This is a genomic window from Bacillus sp. 22446 (assembly GCF_052044955.1).
Taxonomy (GTDB): domain Bacteria; phylum Bacillota; class Bacilli; order Bacillales; family Bacillaceae; genus Bacillus; species Bacillus altitudinis.
The window spans coordinates 195962-212903 of sequence record NZ_JBQEOD010000003.1 but is presented as its reverse complement, the minus strand read 5'-3'; the positions used below and the strand labels follow the sequence as shown (position 1 = coordinate 212903).

Annotated in this window: 12 protein-coding genes and 1 pseudogene; 2 read left to right on the top strand and 11 right to left on the bottom strand. The window is 35.5% G+C overall.

Annotated features, from left to right (window positions below; translation table 11 throughout):
• Positions 1–128: 128 nt before the first annotated feature.
• A complete protein-coding gene (tagU, locus tag ACTJJD_RS08375) occupies positions 129–1049 on the top strand; it encodes a polyisoprenyl-teichoic acid--peptidoglycan teichoic acid transferase TagU (RefSeq protein ID WP_440608291.1) in 921 nt (306 codons plus the stop codon).
• 32 nt (positions 1050–1081) lie between these two features.
• Here the strand turns inward: tagU and wecB are convergent, their stop codons facing one another.
• On the bottom strand, positions 1082–2221 hold the full coding sequence (wecB, locus tag ACTJJD_RS08370) for a non-hydrolyzing UDP-N-acetylglucosamine 2-epimerase (protein WP_008343196.1): 1140 nt from the start codon (positions 2219–2221) through the stop codon (positions 1082–1084).
• Between the two features lie 268 nt (positions 2222–2489).
• Here wecB and galU point away from each other — a divergent pair, with 268 nt between their 5' ends.
• Positions 2490–3371 carry a UTP--glucose-1-phosphate uridylyltransferase GalU gene (galU, locus tag ACTJJD_RS08365; protein WP_440608290.1) on the top strand — a complete coding sequence of 294 codons (882 nt, stop codon included), beginning with the start codon at positions 2490–2492 and terminating at the stop codon, positions 3369–3371.
• 26 nt (positions 3372–3397) lie between these two features.
• Here the strand turns inward: galU and tagH are convergent, their stop codons facing one another.
• The 10 genes and pseudogenes from tagH to tagD form a co-directional block, all read right to left on the bottom strand.
• A complete protein-coding gene (gene tagH, locus ACTJJD_RS08360; protein ID WP_440608289.1) occupies positions 3398–4996 on the bottom strand; it encodes a teichoic acids export ABC transporter ATP-binding subunit TagH in 1599 nt (532 codons plus the stop codon).
• A 19-nt stretch (positions 4997–5015) separates the two neighbouring features.
• On the bottom strand, positions 5016–5855 hold the full coding sequence (locus tag ACTJJD_RS08355) for an ABC transporter permease (protein WP_025208081.1): 840 nt from the start codon (positions 5853–5855) through the stop codon (positions 5016–5018).
• 237 nt (positions 5856–6092) lie between these two features.
• A complete protein-coding gene (locus tag ACTJJD_RS08350; protein WP_440608288.1) occupies positions 6093–8774 on the bottom strand; it encodes a glycosyltransferase in 2682 nt (893 codons plus the stop codon).
• Between the two features lie 6 nt (positions 8775–8780).
• Positions 8781–9530, bottom strand: coding sequence for a hypothetical protein (locus ACTJJD_RS08345; RefSeq protein ID WP_440608287.1), 750 nt, complete (start codon positions 9528–9530; stop codon positions 8781–8783).
• A 53-nt stretch (positions 9531–9583) separates the two neighbouring features.
• The gene (locus tag ACTJJD_RS08340) at positions 9584–10861 is read right to left on the bottom strand and encodes a nucleotide sugar dehydrogenase (RefSeq protein ID WP_061420364.1); all 1278 of its coding nucleotides are present in this window, start codon (positions 10859–10861) and stop codon (positions 9584–9586) included.
• A gap of 14 nt (positions 10862–10875) precedes the next feature.
• Entirely contained in the window at positions 10876–12165 is a 1290-nt protein-coding gene (locus ACTJJD_RS08335; RefSeq protein WP_440608286.1) for a glycosyltransferase, read from the bottom strand.
• Positions 12162–13376 (bottom strand): glycosyltransferase family 4 protein, encoded by a 1215-nt coding sequence (locus tag ACTJJD_RS08330; RefSeq protein WP_268390693.1) that lies wholly within the window; start codon positions 13374–13376, stop codon positions 12162–12164. The genes ACTJJD_RS08335 and ACTJJD_RS08330 overlap by 4 nt, the downstream gene beginning before the upstream one ends.
• A 286-nt stretch (positions 13377–13662) precedes the next feature.
• Positions 13663–14850 (bottom strand): annotated as a pseudogene (locus ACTJJD_RS08325) (CDP-glycerol glycerophosphotransferase family protein); the annotation flags it as partial.
• Between the two features lie 36 nt (positions 14851–14886).
• Positions 14887–16356: an alpha-glucosyltransferase N-terminal domain-containing protein gene (locus ACTJJD_RS08320; RefSeq protein ID WP_440608285.1), complete on the bottom strand. Its 1470-nt coding sequence runs from the start codon at positions 16354–16356 to the stop codon at positions 14887–14889.
• A gap of 95 nt (positions 16357–16451) precedes the next feature.
• Positions 16452–16841, bottom strand: a complete 390-nt coding sequence (gene tagD / locus ACTJJD_RS08315) for a glycerol-3-phosphate cytidylyltransferase (protein ID WP_008343212.1) — start codon at positions 16839–16841, stop codon at positions 16452–16454.
• Positions 16842–16942 lie beyond the last annotated feature (101 nt).

The window sequence follows — 16942 nt, the reverse complement described above, 5'->3', positions numbered from 1 at the left end:
TTAAGGTTTTTTGAAACCTTTTTTTTGTTACAACGTCTATATCTAGGTTCAGAGTAAAAAAATAACTTGTTTATCAAGATTCGTAAACCTATAATCATGGAAGAATCATAGAAAAGGTGAGGGACAGAATGAGAGCAGAGAGAAAAAGAAATAAGAAAAAAGCACTTTGGATTATTTTATCTATTATTGGCTTGTTTGTATTGGTAACGGGCGGCTATGCCTATCATCTTTGGAATACAGCCGCATCAACTGTCGCAGGCATTCAAGAGAACTTAAAGAAGTCAGATAAGCGTGACAAAGATGTCGATTTAAGTAAAAAAGACCCGATCTCCATTTTAGTCATGGGTGTCGATGAAAGAAAGAATGACCGAGGCCGTGCAGATACATTAATATACATGACAGTGAATCCGAAAACGAAAACAACTGAGATGGTGAGTATCCCCCGTGATACGTATACAAAAATTGTCGGAAAAGGCACAATGGATAAAATCAACCACTCCTACGCTTTCGGCGGTACACAAATGGCTGCAGATACAGTAGAGGAACTGCTTGATGTACCTGTAGATTACTTTGTAAAAGTGAATATGGAAAGTTTTAAAGACATTGTGGATACACTTGGCGGCATTACGGTGAACAGCACGTTTGCTTTCAGCTATGATGGCCATTCATTTGGTACAGGAGAAATTAACCTGAACGGCGATCAAGCCCTTGCCTATACAAGAATGAGAAAGCAAGATCCTAAAGGTGATTTCGGCCGTCAGCAAAGACAGCGTCAAGTCATTGAAGGCATCATTGCAAAAGGCGCTAACATTTCATCTATTACGAAATTCGGCGATATGTTTAAAGTCGTTGAAAACAACATGAAAACCAATATGTCCTTTGACGACATGTGGACGATGATGAATGATTATCGTGATGCAAGACAAAATGTGAAACAGCACGAGCTAAAGGGAACAGGCACACGGATCAATAATATTTACTACTATCAACTTGATGAGAGCAGTTTAGCGAAAGTGAAGAAGGAATTGAAGGATAGTTTGGAGCAGTAAAAAAGAAGACTACAGGAATGTAGTCTTCTTTTTTATGATTGAAATGGGGCTGGTTTTTCATCACTTAAACCAAAACGATGAAGGAGTTCTTGGACAATTCGTTTCGACGCTTGTCCATCACCATATGGATTAGACGCCTTTGACATGTTGTCGTACTCTTTCTGATCGACTAGAAGCTGTTTTGCCATGTTGTAAATGGTCTCTTCATCTGTACCTGCGAGCTTAAGCGTACCAGCTTTCACGCCTTCAGGACGTTCTGTTGTATCACGAAGCACTAATACTGGCTTTCCTAAAGAAGGGGCTTCCTCTTGCACACCGCCTGAATCCGTTAAAATAAAGTGCGACGCAGCAGCGAAGTTATGGAAATCAACCACTTCAAGCGGCTCAATTAAGTGCACACGATCAAGATCACTGAATTCTGTCTGTGCCGCATCACGAACAGCAGGATTTAAATGAACAGGGTATACGACTTGAACATCTTCAAATTCTTCGACAACACGGCGAATCGCTCTAAACATGTTCTTCATCGGCTGACCAAGATTTTCTCTGCGATGAGCCGTTAATAAGATCATTTTATCTGAACCGATCTTCTCTAAAATTGGATGTTGATATTGTTCTGTGACTGTTGTTTGCAGGGCGTCAATGGCGGTATTCCCTGTCACACAGATGGTCTCTTCTTTTTTATTTTCTACTAAAAGATTCTGCTTCGCCTCAGCCGTAGGGGCAAAATGAATGTCAGCAATAGTGCCTGTCATTTGGCGGTTCAATTCCTCAGGGAACGGCGAGTATTTATTGTGTGTTCTTAAACCCGCTTCAACGTGGCCGACAGAAATTTGGTGATAGAACGCAGCCAAACTTCCTGCAAAGGTTGTCGTTGTGTCGCCATGAACAAGCACAATATCAGGTTTTTCTTCTTGGAATAATTGATCTAGTTTCAACAATGCATTTGATGTAATTTCAGATAATGTTTGGCGCTGCTTCATGATGTTTAGATCATGGTCTGGCGTAATAGAAAATGCCTCAAGAACTTGATCTAGCATTTCTCTATGCTGAGCTGTGACAGTGACAATTGAATTTATTTGTGGATGTTTATTAAGTTCAAGGACAAGTGGAGCCATTTTGATTGCTTCAGGTCTAGTACCGAAAATAGTCATTACATTTAGTTTTTTCACTTGTTTATGCCTCTTTCCTAGTATAATACTTTCAATTATACACAATTTGGAGGATAAATTTAATGATATAAAAAAGAAATTTACATTGAATTAACGTTATCATTCACCCTCCTTTACATTTAACATATAAAATGTAAACTATCTAAAAATCATTTTTAGTGAAATCATTTGTCTTTCCTATGATTTGTAAGTTACACTTTATAAAGACGACCAAGAACTAACATTGATTATTAAATCGGTTATCTATGTAAGGAAGGTGCAAAGTTCATTGAAAAAAGTACGTAAAGCCATTATACCAGCTGCAGGTCTCGGGACACGTTTCCTCCCTGCCACAAAGGCTATGCCTAAAGAAATGCTGCCAATCGTTGATAAACCAACTATTCAATATATTATTGAAGAAGCTGTTGAGTCAGGAATTGAAGACATTATTATTGTCACTGGAAAAGGGAAAAGAGCCATTGAGGATCATTTTGATTTTGCGCCAGAGCTTGAGCGCAACCTTGAAGAAAAAGGAAAAAGTGAACTTTTAGAAAAAGTGAGAAAATCCTCTAATATTGCTGATATTCATTACATCCGCCAAAAGGAACCTAAAGGACTCGGACATGCCGTTTGGTGCGCACGCAACTTTATCGGTGATGAACCTTTTGCTGTTTTATTAGGTGATGATATTGTCCAAGCCGAAACACCTGGACTTCGCCAGCTGATGGATGAATATGAAAAAACCCTATCATCAGTGATCGGCGTTCAACAAGTAGCAGACAGCGATACGCATCGCTACGGGATCATTGATCCTCTTACCCAAGAAGGCCGCCGCTATCAAGTGAAAAACTTTGTTGAAAAGCCGCTGCAAGGAACCGCACCATCCAATTTAGCTATTTTAGGGCGCTACATTTTCACGCCAGAGATCTTTATGTACCTTGATCAACAAGAAATTGGTGCAGGTGGAGAAATTCAGCTGACAGACGCCATCCAAAAGCTTAATGACATCCAGCGTGTATTTGCCTATGATTTTGAAGGAAAACGATATGATGTCGGAGAGAAGCAAGGGTTCATTGAAACGACGCTAGAGTTTGCCCTTCAAGATGAAGAGCTAAAGAAAAAGCTCATTCCATTTATGAAACAACTTCTTGAAAAAGAAGAAGTGAATTAAAAAAAGCTGCCGGCATCGGCAGCTTTTTATTTGCTCGCTGAAACAGTCAGCGTATGCTGTTCATTATCGATAACAAATAGATGATTTTCGCCTTTTACTGCGAATTTCGTTTGTTTCTCATTCATCCAGACATTTTGTTCTGTTAGTCCAAGTGTTGAAGGAGAGATGGGCATGATCTCGTGGAACACCATCGTATTTGCCTGGCCATTTTCAATCACATAATCGGTTTTCTCAGTGGTCAGCCGCTCAATGGTATCGCCTTGTTCACTTTTGACCGAGCTAAGTGTCTGCATTCTTTGCTTCAGCACAGACTCTTCTTTCCCAAGAAAAGAAAGTAAGTACTCATACGAACCTGCAGATGCGGGTGATACATAAGAATTAAACTGACCTGGTCCGATGGATAATGGCTTCAATTTATCCGTCGTCTTAAAGGCTTTCGGCTCCACAAAATACGTTCCTGCTGCTGTTTTAATTTGAACGATTTTTTTATTTTCACCTATAGCCTGTACTTCTTGTCCAAACGAAAACGAGACGTCTGCCTTTTCCTTCATGGCTTGGTCTTTATAGACTGTTAATGGATCTTCCACAACAATACCTTGTTGATCAACCTTTTTTAAAGACGTATCCTTCGGCTGAGAACTTGTGGACTGGGGCACTTCTGTTTTATTTAACGTAATGGCCCCAAAGGTGGCCAGCGTTCGAAGTGGGCGATCTGAAAACATCGAAAGAGCAAGTAAAATCGTCAAGATTGTAACAAAGGTCACTTGAAATGCAGGACCAAAAAATGAACGTTTCTCTCCTCTATCTTTATAACGAGTGACTTTTTCTGCCTTGTGTACTCCTTTTCGAGCTTCCTTCTGTTCCATGTGATATTCTTGTTTCTCTTTCTTAGAAAGCTTGTTAAACCAATTCACAAACCCTTTGTATTCTTCTACGACCTTATCCGTAGCATCAAACATACGAAGCTCGCCATAATGCATCCATGCAACTCGGTCGCAAATTTTTTGAATTTGACCAATGGAGTGACTAACAAAAAAGATCGTCTTTCCTTGCTCTTTAAATTCTGTAATGCGATCCACACATTTTTGATAGAAGGTTTGATCTCCTACAGACAATGCTTCATCAATAATGAGGATATCTGGATCAATATGTGCAGAAATAGCAAAACCAAGTCGAGATTTCATTCCACTTGAATAGCTTTTTACAGGCTGTTCAATAAAATCACCAATATCCGCAAACTCTACAATTTGTTCATAAAGATCATCTATTTCTTTGTTCGTCAACCCCATCATTAAGCATTTCAAACGAATATTGTCTTTCCCGCTTAATTGGTTGTTCAACCCTGCTGCAATGGCAATTAACGAGGGCTGACCATCCATTTCAACTTCACCGCTTGTTGGGGGAATGATTTTTGCTAAAAGATTAGACATGGTCGATTTTCCAGACCCATTGATCCCAACAAAACCAATTGTCTCACCCTCATATACATCAAAGGAAACGTTACGAACAGCAAAGAAACCTTTATTATTTTTATTCGGAAAAAACAGCCCTTTGATTTTATCTGACTGCTTTTTATATAGAAAATACTGCTTGGATACGTTTCGAAACGAAACCTTTAGTTTCATCGTATAATCTCCTTACTTTTTAAAGAAAATCGACAAATTTATCCCTAAATTTCAAATGTAGCAATGAACCAACTATTAAAAGAAGAAGTGTAATCAGCCAAAAATAAAGCGTATATTTGACATCTTGAAAAAACCAATCTCCTTTAATAAAACTTTTCCTAAATCCATCAATAATATAATATAAGGGATTTAATTTTAGGGTAGTCGCAATCCATTCATACTTACCCGTGAATTTATCTCCAATATCCCATAAGATAGGCAGCAAAAACATGAGTAATCTTGTCAAGGATTGCAATAGTTGTTGATAATCTCGAACAAGAACACTAATCGTTGAATTAAACAGACTGAAAGCGAACATAAACGCAATCATACAGATAAAATAATAAATATATTGAATCCAGTGGATATCAGGATAGATGCCATTTGCTATGAGCATAATCACATAAATAACCATCATTAAAAAGTAGCTGAATAAATTTGAAGTGATGACTACTGAAGGCAAAGCACTAATAGGGAAATTCATCTTAGATACTAAGTTTATGCGTTTAAAAACACTATTCGCACCCTCTGTAATCGTCGAACTAATAAAAAACCATGGAATTAAACCTGCTAACATCCAAATAAGAAAGGGTATACTTACGTGAGAACCGTCTGCCATTTCTGCGGTTCTTCCGGCCCCTCTAAGACCTAAACCGAACACAAACCAATAAGCCATAATTTGAATTAGTGGGTTCAATAATTGCCACAGAACGCCCAAATAATTCAATTGATATTTTGATTTGGTTTCATATACAGCTAACCTTAAAATTAATGGCATTGAACCAAACTGCTCTTTTAGAATTTTATACAATGCATTCACTCTAATCTTCCTTAATTTTAATTGAATAGAATAGACTTTAAATTGATAAAAGCACCGCTCATAATTGTAACAGAAAAATTCCTTCTTTTCATCTTTGATGTATAAACAAACTTTTACATCTCGTCTTCATTATACAGACAGCTATTAATCAGGCAGTAGAATTTATGTTTTTAGACGATGTTCTTAACATACACTTCAAATACTAAACGCCTTATGTTAAACATAAGGCGTTTAGTATCAATCATTATCTTTCAGAAATTCTAATATCTTATGGCTTTTCCATTTCATACCTTCATACAAATTCAATATATCTCTTAATATTCTTTTTGCCGCTTCTTTATCATCATGTTCAATATTACTCAACTTTTTCAAATACCAATTTTCTACATAATTTTCTAATTTATCTTGCTTGTAAGATGTTAATAAATTTTCCCTTTTTAACCAATCAATTCTTTCCTTTTCGAGTATGAAATACTTTTCAAAGAATTTCTTATTGATTCGATTAATCGAAGAATTTTCTACCATGGCATAATAAATATGGACGGGTGTATTGATCACCTTGAAAGATTTGGTCTTCAACAACATTTCATGAAAGAACAAAGTATCTTCACCTATTGCTCCTTCAACCATTTTGAGCTCGTGATTTAGCAATAAGTCCCTTTTAACGATTAAGGCCTGAATACTCATGGCTTTAAATGAGGCTTTAATTAAAAAGTCTGAATGAGGTCCCCGTCTGTAATCAATTCCTTTATTAAGAGACATCATATTAGGATAATAAGAAGACAACCCTTTGACATCAGAAAGCCTAACCATGTCTCCAATAAACATGTCATGATCTTCTTCTAAGGAGCCATCTAACAGCTCTTTATATCCGTCTGTTATCGCTTCATTATCAGGATCTAAGTAAGTTATCCATTTTGCTGTAGCAAACTCCAAACCCTTATTTCTAGGCCTAGATGCGCTACCACTTCCACCTTCTGGATACATATACGTTTTCACATTGTCATAATGTTTATCAAGTGTATGCACTATGTGAGGTGTCATATTATCGGTTGATCCATCATCAATAATGATTATTTCCATTTTTTCAAAAACAGAACTTCTTTGTAAGCTTCTGAAACATTTGTAAAGCAGATGTCGTCCATTATTATATACAGGGATAATGACCGACAAATCATATTCACGTACTTGCTGATTTTTCTCTATCCCATATGAAGTTGTTGATAGCTCTAATGGATCGATACTGTATCCATTAGGAATGGACGTATTTGAAATCTCCTTAATATCTTCCCATTGAAACGAGTCTCTCCAAAACACTGTTCTAAAACGATCTTCTATTTTTTCGATATAATTATGTTCTACACCATTTGTAAACTCACCGTTATGCTCATAAGCATCTTTTGTGACATAGTCACAATTCGTGTACTTGAATGCGTTGATCATATCTTCTAAATAAAATTGACCATATTCATATTTACTGCTAAAAAAAGCTACGATATCAAAACTTCTGTACAGATCATCTGTCATTTCATCTTGAGAGACAAGCTTTTTATCAGGGTAGGATTGTTTATTAAACATGTTGATTGTATGGTCGTCTAATTTTTCCGCAATTACAAGAACATCTCGTTTCTGAAGATTATTCTGACGATCACTAACTACTTGTATCAATTCTTGTACCCTATGAAAAGCAGTTTCTGACCTTAAAACTGTTCGCACACCTTCCATTTGCGTTTGATACCTTTCTTTATCTGACAATTTCTGCAGATAAACTTCTAGCTCTTTACTCGTATTAGCTAAGAACACATTAGGGAATTTACTATTGATACCAACACTGTAGTTCGAAATGACAATTGTCCCTGTTGCTTGAAGTTCATAGACTCGATTGGCAAACATTGTATTGCTATCTTTTACAGAGTTAAGGTTTAAAGTAAAGTCATATAATTTGTGTATCTTTTGTAGAGTTTCGTGATCCGTTGACTCTACAATATAAGGCACATATTCCTTAGGATAAAAATGACGGTCTGATCCTAATTCGAAGTTTCTGTCTACAATAGTCAAATCTTTACCTGCATTTATGACGCCTTCAAATAATTCTCGTGTATCTTCTTGCCTCGTAGGATACTTTTGATACCAAGAACCTGCAAATAAAATATCTTCTCTTCTATTTATTCTAGTCCCGATTGGATTATGATAAAGCGGGTTTACTGCAAATTCTAGTACATTATATGTTTTAGCATTCGGACAATCTTTTTTGTAATCATTTAACACTTCACTACAAGTTGTAAAGATATGATCCGCTTGCTTCGCTAAGTCAACATAATATTCATAGTTAACGGGGTCTTCTTTAGAATAGAATGCAACAGGGATATTTTTACTTTTGAAAAATTGAATAATTGCTTTAATTTCGTTCCTTACCTTTTTAATTTTTGGATTGCCGAGTCCTTTCCATTTCCCATCCAATCCTTTCCAAGCAGTGGACAATAAAAACAAATCAATTTTATCAGCTTCTTTTTTATAATTATCCTGATTAATATAAATGAAATTCGCTGCATCTTTTAAACTTTTATATAAAAACTCATCTGCGATAATCCCAATTGAAGCATTATTTTTTTGAAAGTATTTTGTACCATTACTTGAAGGTAAGTTGGCAATTTGGGCTTTGACTGAATCATAAAAGCCCTTTTTGTAATTTTTTTTCAGATATTGTACATATTCTTTTCTCTTGTCTTCTAAAATCTTCACATCATTTGAAAGTTGTGAAGATTTGAAATCAGGCGTTTTTTCCAATAAACTTTCTAACTCTTTAAAGTCTTTATTTTGATTAAAAACTTTTAACATTTCTTTATAATATGCGAGCTCCTGATTTGCACTTGATTTTTTCTTTTGATTTAGCATTAAATGGTTCTGGTAATTCCCCACACAAATTCACCTATTCTTTCTTTTTTGAGATTTATATCTCCAGTAAGCTAGTGTCAATCTACCTAATTTGGATGAGGATAGAGCTTTGTAACGTTTTTTTATTAGGTTTAGTTCTTTTTCCATCTTATTAGCTTGTTCTAATATTTTTCTCTCATTATTCACCAAATTTAACTTCTCTTCCTTTGACTCTACTAATCTTTTTAGAAGTTTTGATGTTAATTCAGTGTTTTGATTTTGACTTTCATTTTGACTATTATCTTCTACCTGCTTTATTCGAGATAGTATACTCAATAGATTTTCCGCAAAGTCTATCTCACTAGAACTTATAGGAATCGCAATAAATCCTGTCCATGAAGACCTGATGACTTGTTCAATACGAAAATTCTTTTTATGCATGTAAAGTATTAAAGAAACTATTGACTTAACTTGCAATGAATTTTGATTATGGTTAATCCAAAATAACAGCACACCATCATCTTTTAAAAATGGTAATGCATCATCAACTAATCGATCAACATCTGACATAAATTCAGTAGCATTTCCTAACACAAACGTATCTATTTTCTCTGACTGATTGGACAAAGAGCCTTGTTCAATCACTTCTTTGCCAATATAGGATAGATAATTTCTTTCTGCTTCTTCTAAACCAAATTGAAAAAAAACTCTTTTTCCCCTAGTGTTTGTTAATAACCATTTTTCTGGTTGGTCAGCATTTTCTTTAAATGTCTTAATAATTTCTGTTGAAGGTATATCCATTGCTACTCCTTTCTACTAAAACCGAGCTTTACATTCACCAAGGAAAAGCAGATTTAAACCAAGGCTTCTTCTTTTTTTATTTCAGAAGAGAGATTTCCAAAATTAATATAAGTGAAATGTTCATGTCGGTTTTGCAGAACATTTTTTGTGTCAAAAATCATTTTATTTTTCATGCCATCAAGTCTTTCAAAATCAAATTCTTTAAACTCTTGATGATCGGTTAGAATCAAAATTAAATCAGATTGTTGAACAGCTTCTTCTAAGTTTTTAATGACAAACTCCTCATCCACATGCGGATCATATGCATCGATTTCATATTTATTCTGATTTTTTAATAAATGATAGATTTCCATTGCTGGGCTTTCTCGAATATCATCGACGTTTCCTTTGTACGTAAGTCCAAAAATAGTTACCTTATTTCCTTCTACTTTTTGCATAAGTTTCTCAACATTTTCGACGACATAGTATGGCATAGATGTATTAATTGAGCGTGATAAGTTAATCATTTTCGCTGTTTCAGGGGCCTTCGCTACAATAAAATACGGGTCTACTGCTAAACAATGTCCGCCGACACCAGGTCCAGGTGTATGCAGGTTAACACGTGGATGCTTATTGGCCATTTCAATGACATCTAGCGCATTAATGTCTAGATCATTACATACTTTGGTAAGTTCATTTGCAAGTGCTATGTTAACATCTCTAAACGTATTTTCCATTAGTTTAGACATTTCAGCGGTTTTGGCATTTGTTCTAATAATTTCACCTTGAACAAACGTTTCGTATACTTTTGCTCCCGCCTCTGTACAAGCTTCTGTGATCCCGCCAACGATCCGGTTATTAAAGATTAGTTCATGAAGAATTTGACCCGGTAGAACTCTTTCCGGACAATGTACTAGATATAGATCTTCACCAATAACGTAACCCTTTTCTTCGAATAATGGTTTAATCACGTCATCCATGCTTCTTGGACCAATAGTAGATTCGATAATTACAACATTCCCTTTTTTCAGGAATGGAATTACTTTCTCAACAGCGCTCTCTACGTACGTTAAATCACATGATTTATACATGTCATCACGGTTAGGTGTAGGAACAGCGATGATAAAGACATCTGCTTCCTCTGGTGTTAAAGAAGCTTTAAATTTTTCAAGTTTAATAACTTCAGTCAAAGCGTCTTGGAGACCTGGCTCCTCTATATGAATCGTTCCACTATTTAAAGAGTCTATCACACTCGGTTTCACATCTACTCCTACGACCTTAACACCATGTTTCGCAAACATAATTGAAGTTGGCAGACCAATATACCCCAAACCTACTGTACAAAGTTTCATTATTTTTACTCTCCTTATGATTGAATTTGTCCATAAACTTTTAGAAGTGATTTTTTTTCTTGTTCCCAATTGTATTTAAGCCTTGCCTGATGACAATTCTCACTGCACTGATGACGCAATTCAGGATTTAAAACTAACTTGTTTACACCCGCTGCGATTGAAATCGGATCGTGAGAGTCAACGACTACTCCAATATTTTCACCTGAAACAACTTTCTTAATTTCTGGAAAGTCACATGCTATGACAGGCACACCCGCCATAATATATTCAAATAGTTTATTTGAAGAGGCTGAATAATGGTTGAAACACACATTATTCAATACCTGAAAACCTAAATAAGCATTTTTTGTATACCTAGGGAGATCTTCCAAAGGCACCTTTGGTAAAAATTTCACTCGATCAGTAAGCTTCATGTCTTCCGTTAATTGCATAAGGCTTTCTTTAATTCGGCCATCTCCAATAAAGACGAGGATGCCTTCTTCAAAATTAGGTGCTGCCTTAACTAAATTTTCTAAACCTCTACCAGTTTGAATTCCACCTTGATACAACAGAATTTTTTCATCCTTGGAAATGTTTAAAATCTCATGCAAATCTATTTTCTCTATCTCTTTTTTTTGATCGAACGGATAATTATGAACGACTTTTGGGTAAAAACCATAGAGATCTTCGTTGTACTTGGCTCTCGTGTGATTTTCGACTATCATTTGATCAACAAACTTTAAAAGGAAAGATTCCATCTTCCCATATAGTTTGCTATCATACCCAGTCCTACTTGTTTGAACTTCATGTGAATCATAGATGAGTTTTTTTCTGTTAAAAAGTTTAAACTTTGCACAAATAACACCCTGTGGTAAAGTATTTAAATCATTAGAATGATAGATATCATAATTTTTATTCCATCCTTTTACAATCATTCTTAAAAAGATACTTGATCTAATGATTAATGTTCTCACCTTTTTAAGAAGTAAGGATGAAAATAGGATTGTGAAGGCGATCGTTATAATCGGTAAATAAAAAACACCCGCAGCCCACACTAGTAATAGAAGAAGTAGAAGATACTTTTTCTTCTTTAGCAAAGTCAGCATAGACTGAAATAAAACTAACCATCGAGGGTACCTTTTAACTCGGTGGACACGAAATCTTTCATTGATTTCCTCATATGTCTTTAATCCAGGCATTGATGGATCGTGGATACAAATTAGATCGACATCAGATCCGTCTTCTGACAATGCTGTACATTCTCTCAAAACTCTGGCATCGTTGGTAAAGTGGTTCCATACAAACATACATACATTTTTTTTCATGCTTCATTAACCTTTTTTATAGTATTTTTTATTACATTATCTAAAATTATAATATTATTATCCCATAAAAAATTCTTTTCAATAAAGTTCTCGCAATTTGTTTTCATTTCTTGAACCAACTCCGGATGATGATACAAGTGTAAAATAAGAGAAACCATTTCGTCACTCGTTTTTGTTTTAGCTACTAAACCTACATTTTCTTGCTCAATTAATTTTTTTGAATATCCAGAAAGTGAAGCCACTACAGGTAACTGGCAGCTCAAGTAATCTATAATACGTCCTGGCAAAACCGTTTCAAAGATGACTGAACGATTAAGCGTTGCTATACCAATATCACAATTCGCCATCATTTTGAGACACTCTTTTCTTGATAATGGATCAATAAATTCAACGTGTTTCAATTCTTTTTCAATGATATATCTCTCTAATTCTTTCTTATTGACTCCATAACCTAGAATCATAAATCTGATATGATAATCCTTTAAACTCGTAACAATATCACGAAAGACATGCACATCTTGAGCAAGACCTAAATTGCCTGCGAACACTACTTTAAACTCTTTCTTCGTGTTTTTTACTGAAATTTCTGGCAGTTCTTCACGCCTTGCAGAGTTTGGTATGAACGTTAATTTAGCTTCTTGCTCCTGTAAATGCTTTTGAAAACCTTGGCTGTTAATGATAATATGATCTGATTTTGAATAGACAAATTTTTCTGCAAGTTTAAAAAAACCGATGATCATGGGATTTTTGAATATCCCCACTCCTTTTAAAGAGTCTGGCCACAAGTCTCTTATGTCTAAAATCATTTTTGTTTTATATCTAAATTTAGCAATAATCCCAGCAAAGGCGACAAAAATCGGGGGGGTTGTAACATAAATTAGATCATATTTATTTTTATCCTTAAAAATAAATATGATCATCCTAAGCATTATTTCTAGATAATAGAAAAGTCTATTCAAAAAGTTAAAAGCATATTTTTTGTTTTTTACTTTCACTCTTATAAATCTTTCATTCTGACTATTTAATTCTTCTTCGTCCCAAAGGTCATGAGAATCATAGAAATTTTTTTCTGGATAAGTTGGATCCGTTGTTAAAACTTTCACATCGTATCCTTTTCTGTGCAGCATCAAAAATATATTCTTGAGTCTATTACCAGCGCTACCTATTTCAGGGTAGAAATTTTGAGAAATTAATAAAATCCTTTTTGACAATCAAATCCCCTGCACTTTCAATTGACAATCCATATTGGTAAACACAACATATTTAAACAATTTTTTAACTATAACAACAATTATAGGTTTATGCTGCCTTAAAAACAACATCTTTTTGATTCTAAAGACTTTAAATCTTTTAATTTTCAACAAATTTCGCTAAAAAAGTTTTATTTTTTTAGAGAGATTTTGTCATTTACAGGCTTAAAGATCTAAAACTAAAGTTACAAAAAGGGCATAAATCAGGTAAACATACAATGAAAGTATGTTACCTGATTTATGCCCTTCATCTTTTTTCCTTATTCAGAATGGTCTCTACGACTCGCTTAGATGATTCTCCATTCTCCAAGTAGCAAAATTTTTCATAAAATGATGCGAATGAAGCTGGTAATGTAAAGGTCGATTTCTCTGTCTCTTTGATCCAGTCAATCACACTTGCTGTTTCTTTCACAAGCGGACCAGGTGCTTCTTGTTCAAAGTCAAAATAGAACCCTCTTAGTTTGTCGCGATACGTTTCGATGTCTGGAACATAGAACAGCATTGGACGCCTAAGGTTTGCATAATCAAAGAACACGGAAGAGTAATCTGTCAAGAGTAGGTCAGAAATCATATAAAGGTCTCGAATGTCTTCGTAATGGGAGAAGTCATAAGCAAAGCCTTCATATGGTCCGAGATCAAAGTTTTCCGCTACTAAATAGTGCATACGAAGGATGATGATATATTCTTCTCCGATAGATGACCTCAACTCATGCAGATCAAGATCCAATTCAAATTTGTACTTTCCAATTGTATAATATTGATCGTCTCTCCAAGTCGGTGCATAGAGGATGATTTTTTTATCAAGAGACAGGTTCATCTTTTGCTTCAGCGCTCTTATCGTTCCTTCATTATTCTGATTGTACAGAAAATCATTTCTTGGATACCCTGATTCAATCATGGTCTGTTGAAATTGGAACGCACGTGTAAAGATCTCAGTCGAGTATGCATTAGGAGATATAAGACAATCCCATTTCGATGCTTCTTTCGTGAAATTCGTTTTATATTTCTTCGTATTTGCTCCAGGAATATGAACTTCGTCCATATCCACAGCCAGTCGTTTTAAAGGCGTCCCGTGCCATGTTTGCAAGTAAGTTGTGTGGCCTGGTTTTGGAATCCATAGCGGCAAACGGCTGTTTACAACCCAATACCCGGCTCTTGCCATTGCAAGAATCCATTTAAACGACAGACGATGAATATAATAGATGCCCTTTTCTTGAAACGGTGCTTCATACCCTTTTTTAACGCTCCAAATCAACGTATAGTCAGGGTGATTTTCTTTCATATACTCAAAAATAGCACGCGGGTTGCAGCTGAATTGTTTTCCATTAAAGCTTTCAAAAATAACCGTTTTCTTTTTTGGCTGCAGTTTACTGACACCCAAAAACAAGAGTTTAAAAACGATGATATATAAAATTGTAACGATTTTTTTCATTTTCATTCACATGCTTTCACAAAGAATACAGTTCGTTCTTTAATTGATCTTCCAAGAGTAGTAACCATTTTTCGTTTGGTAAGACCACCCATCTATTGGCGAAGGTTTGTTGGTGAGCAGTTCTTCTTCCACTTCTAAACGCTGTAGCACCTCTTGATGATGTGTTTTTGACTTGCTTCGGATGTAAAAATCGACATGTTTCGTTTGATTGATTTCGATCTGTTTCTTTGTTTGAAAATGACCAATCGGGAAAATCACTTGTTGATTTTCGTTGATGGTTTGAGAAATAATTTCAGCACCATTGACTCGATCAAACCCTACAAAATCTATTTCTACCTGATCCGCAATGTTCATTTCGCCTTCCATCTCAAGCTGCAGATGAAGGACATGATGCTCAGAGCTTACATCACGCAACATCCATCTTGCATGTTCCACAACACTTCTTAGTTCTTCTTTAAGTACTCGATTATCAAGCATATTCTGAAGAGCTGCTCCCCAAGAAGAACCATCATCCTGTGGCAATAGATAAAAGGAAGATTGTTCCCCTAAAACGTTTTCGACATCTTCCTTATGTTTCGGATGACAAAAGAAAATAGCATCTACCTGCTGCTTCCTGATTTGTTTAAATAGTTCTTCATAATGAGCGTGCAATTGACGGGGATTTTCCTCGTAGTGTGCGTCATGCACAAAAGCAGCATAAAATACTGAATCAGATTTTTCCATTTTAAACAGATCGTGATCTATCTCTCGATCTTCTGCAATCATCAATTTCATGCGTTCATTTTTTGTTTGAATATCAGATAGCCATTGCTGTACGATATCGGATTTTTTCACAAATGTGGTGATGCCTGTCTTCTTGTACCAATTAATATGCCTTACTGTATTCTTCTTGGCACTCCCAGAATATATGGTTTCCATGTAGATACTTCTATCATCTCTAATGAATTCTTCCAGAAAAGGGACACCATTATGAGGAACATAGTGAAGTACTCTTCGTAAAGCGCCATGTATATCGTATTCTTCCCGTTTCATCAATTGCTGTTCTTCATTAAATTGATCTATATACAGAATGGGGGAAGAAGGTAGTTCGTATCTTGTCACTTGAACGGTTGAGTTGTCCTCAGATATAGCGACTTCATTAATCGATTCCGATACGGTACCTGTAATAAACTCCGAATAAACCCTTTTACTCCCGCTCTCCGGTAAAATATAGTGTTCAAATACATTCAAGATGGAAATTTGAGGGTGGACATTCTCCTCCAGGCTTCGAATATGCCCCTTTACATTTACGTCAAAATTCAAAGTTAAGATGGTAGCTCGTTTATTCTTCTCAGCCAATGATTTTAATCTTAAGTTTAATGAATCCGTTAAGGTGTTGTCCTGTTCTGGCACATCCCCCATCATAAAGTAGTAGTCCATGTCAGGAATTTCAACCGATTTCATTGTTTCATTTAGTTCAGGTTGATCCAATGTGTGTTCACCTTTTTTCTTCATCCAATTTTGAAACACAGGAAGCTCTCCTTATAAAAATGATCACTTGCTATTGTATTTTACATGAAAAAGCACTTCTCACCAAAAGATAAGAAGTACTTTTTTTCAATCTATTATAGTCCAGCAATTTCTTCCTTAATTTGTGTTGTCGAAATACCTTCTGTTCTCTTCAAGTAAACGACTTCGCAATGCTCTTTCAAGAAATCAAATTTACCTTCCCAGTCATCCCCCATAACAAACACATCAATGTCATGTTCTTGTACGTCTCGGACTTTTTGATCCCAGCTGTTCTCTGGAATGACTTCATCTACATAACGAATGGTTTCTAAAATCAGCTTTCGATGCTCGTAGCTATGATAAGCCTTTTTTGATTTTTGTAAATTAAACTCATCTGTCGAGATGGCCACTACTAAGTAATCTCCAAGCTGTTTTGCACGCTCTAGCAGCTTGATATGCCCCCAGTGTAATAAATCAAATGTACCGTAAGTAATAACTTTCTTCATTGCAAACATAAACTCCTTTCTTCATCCTTATTCGACTGCTTCAAGCAGTAATGTTTATCCGTAATCCTATTCTCATCGGTCATGTTTTTTCGCTCTTCGGA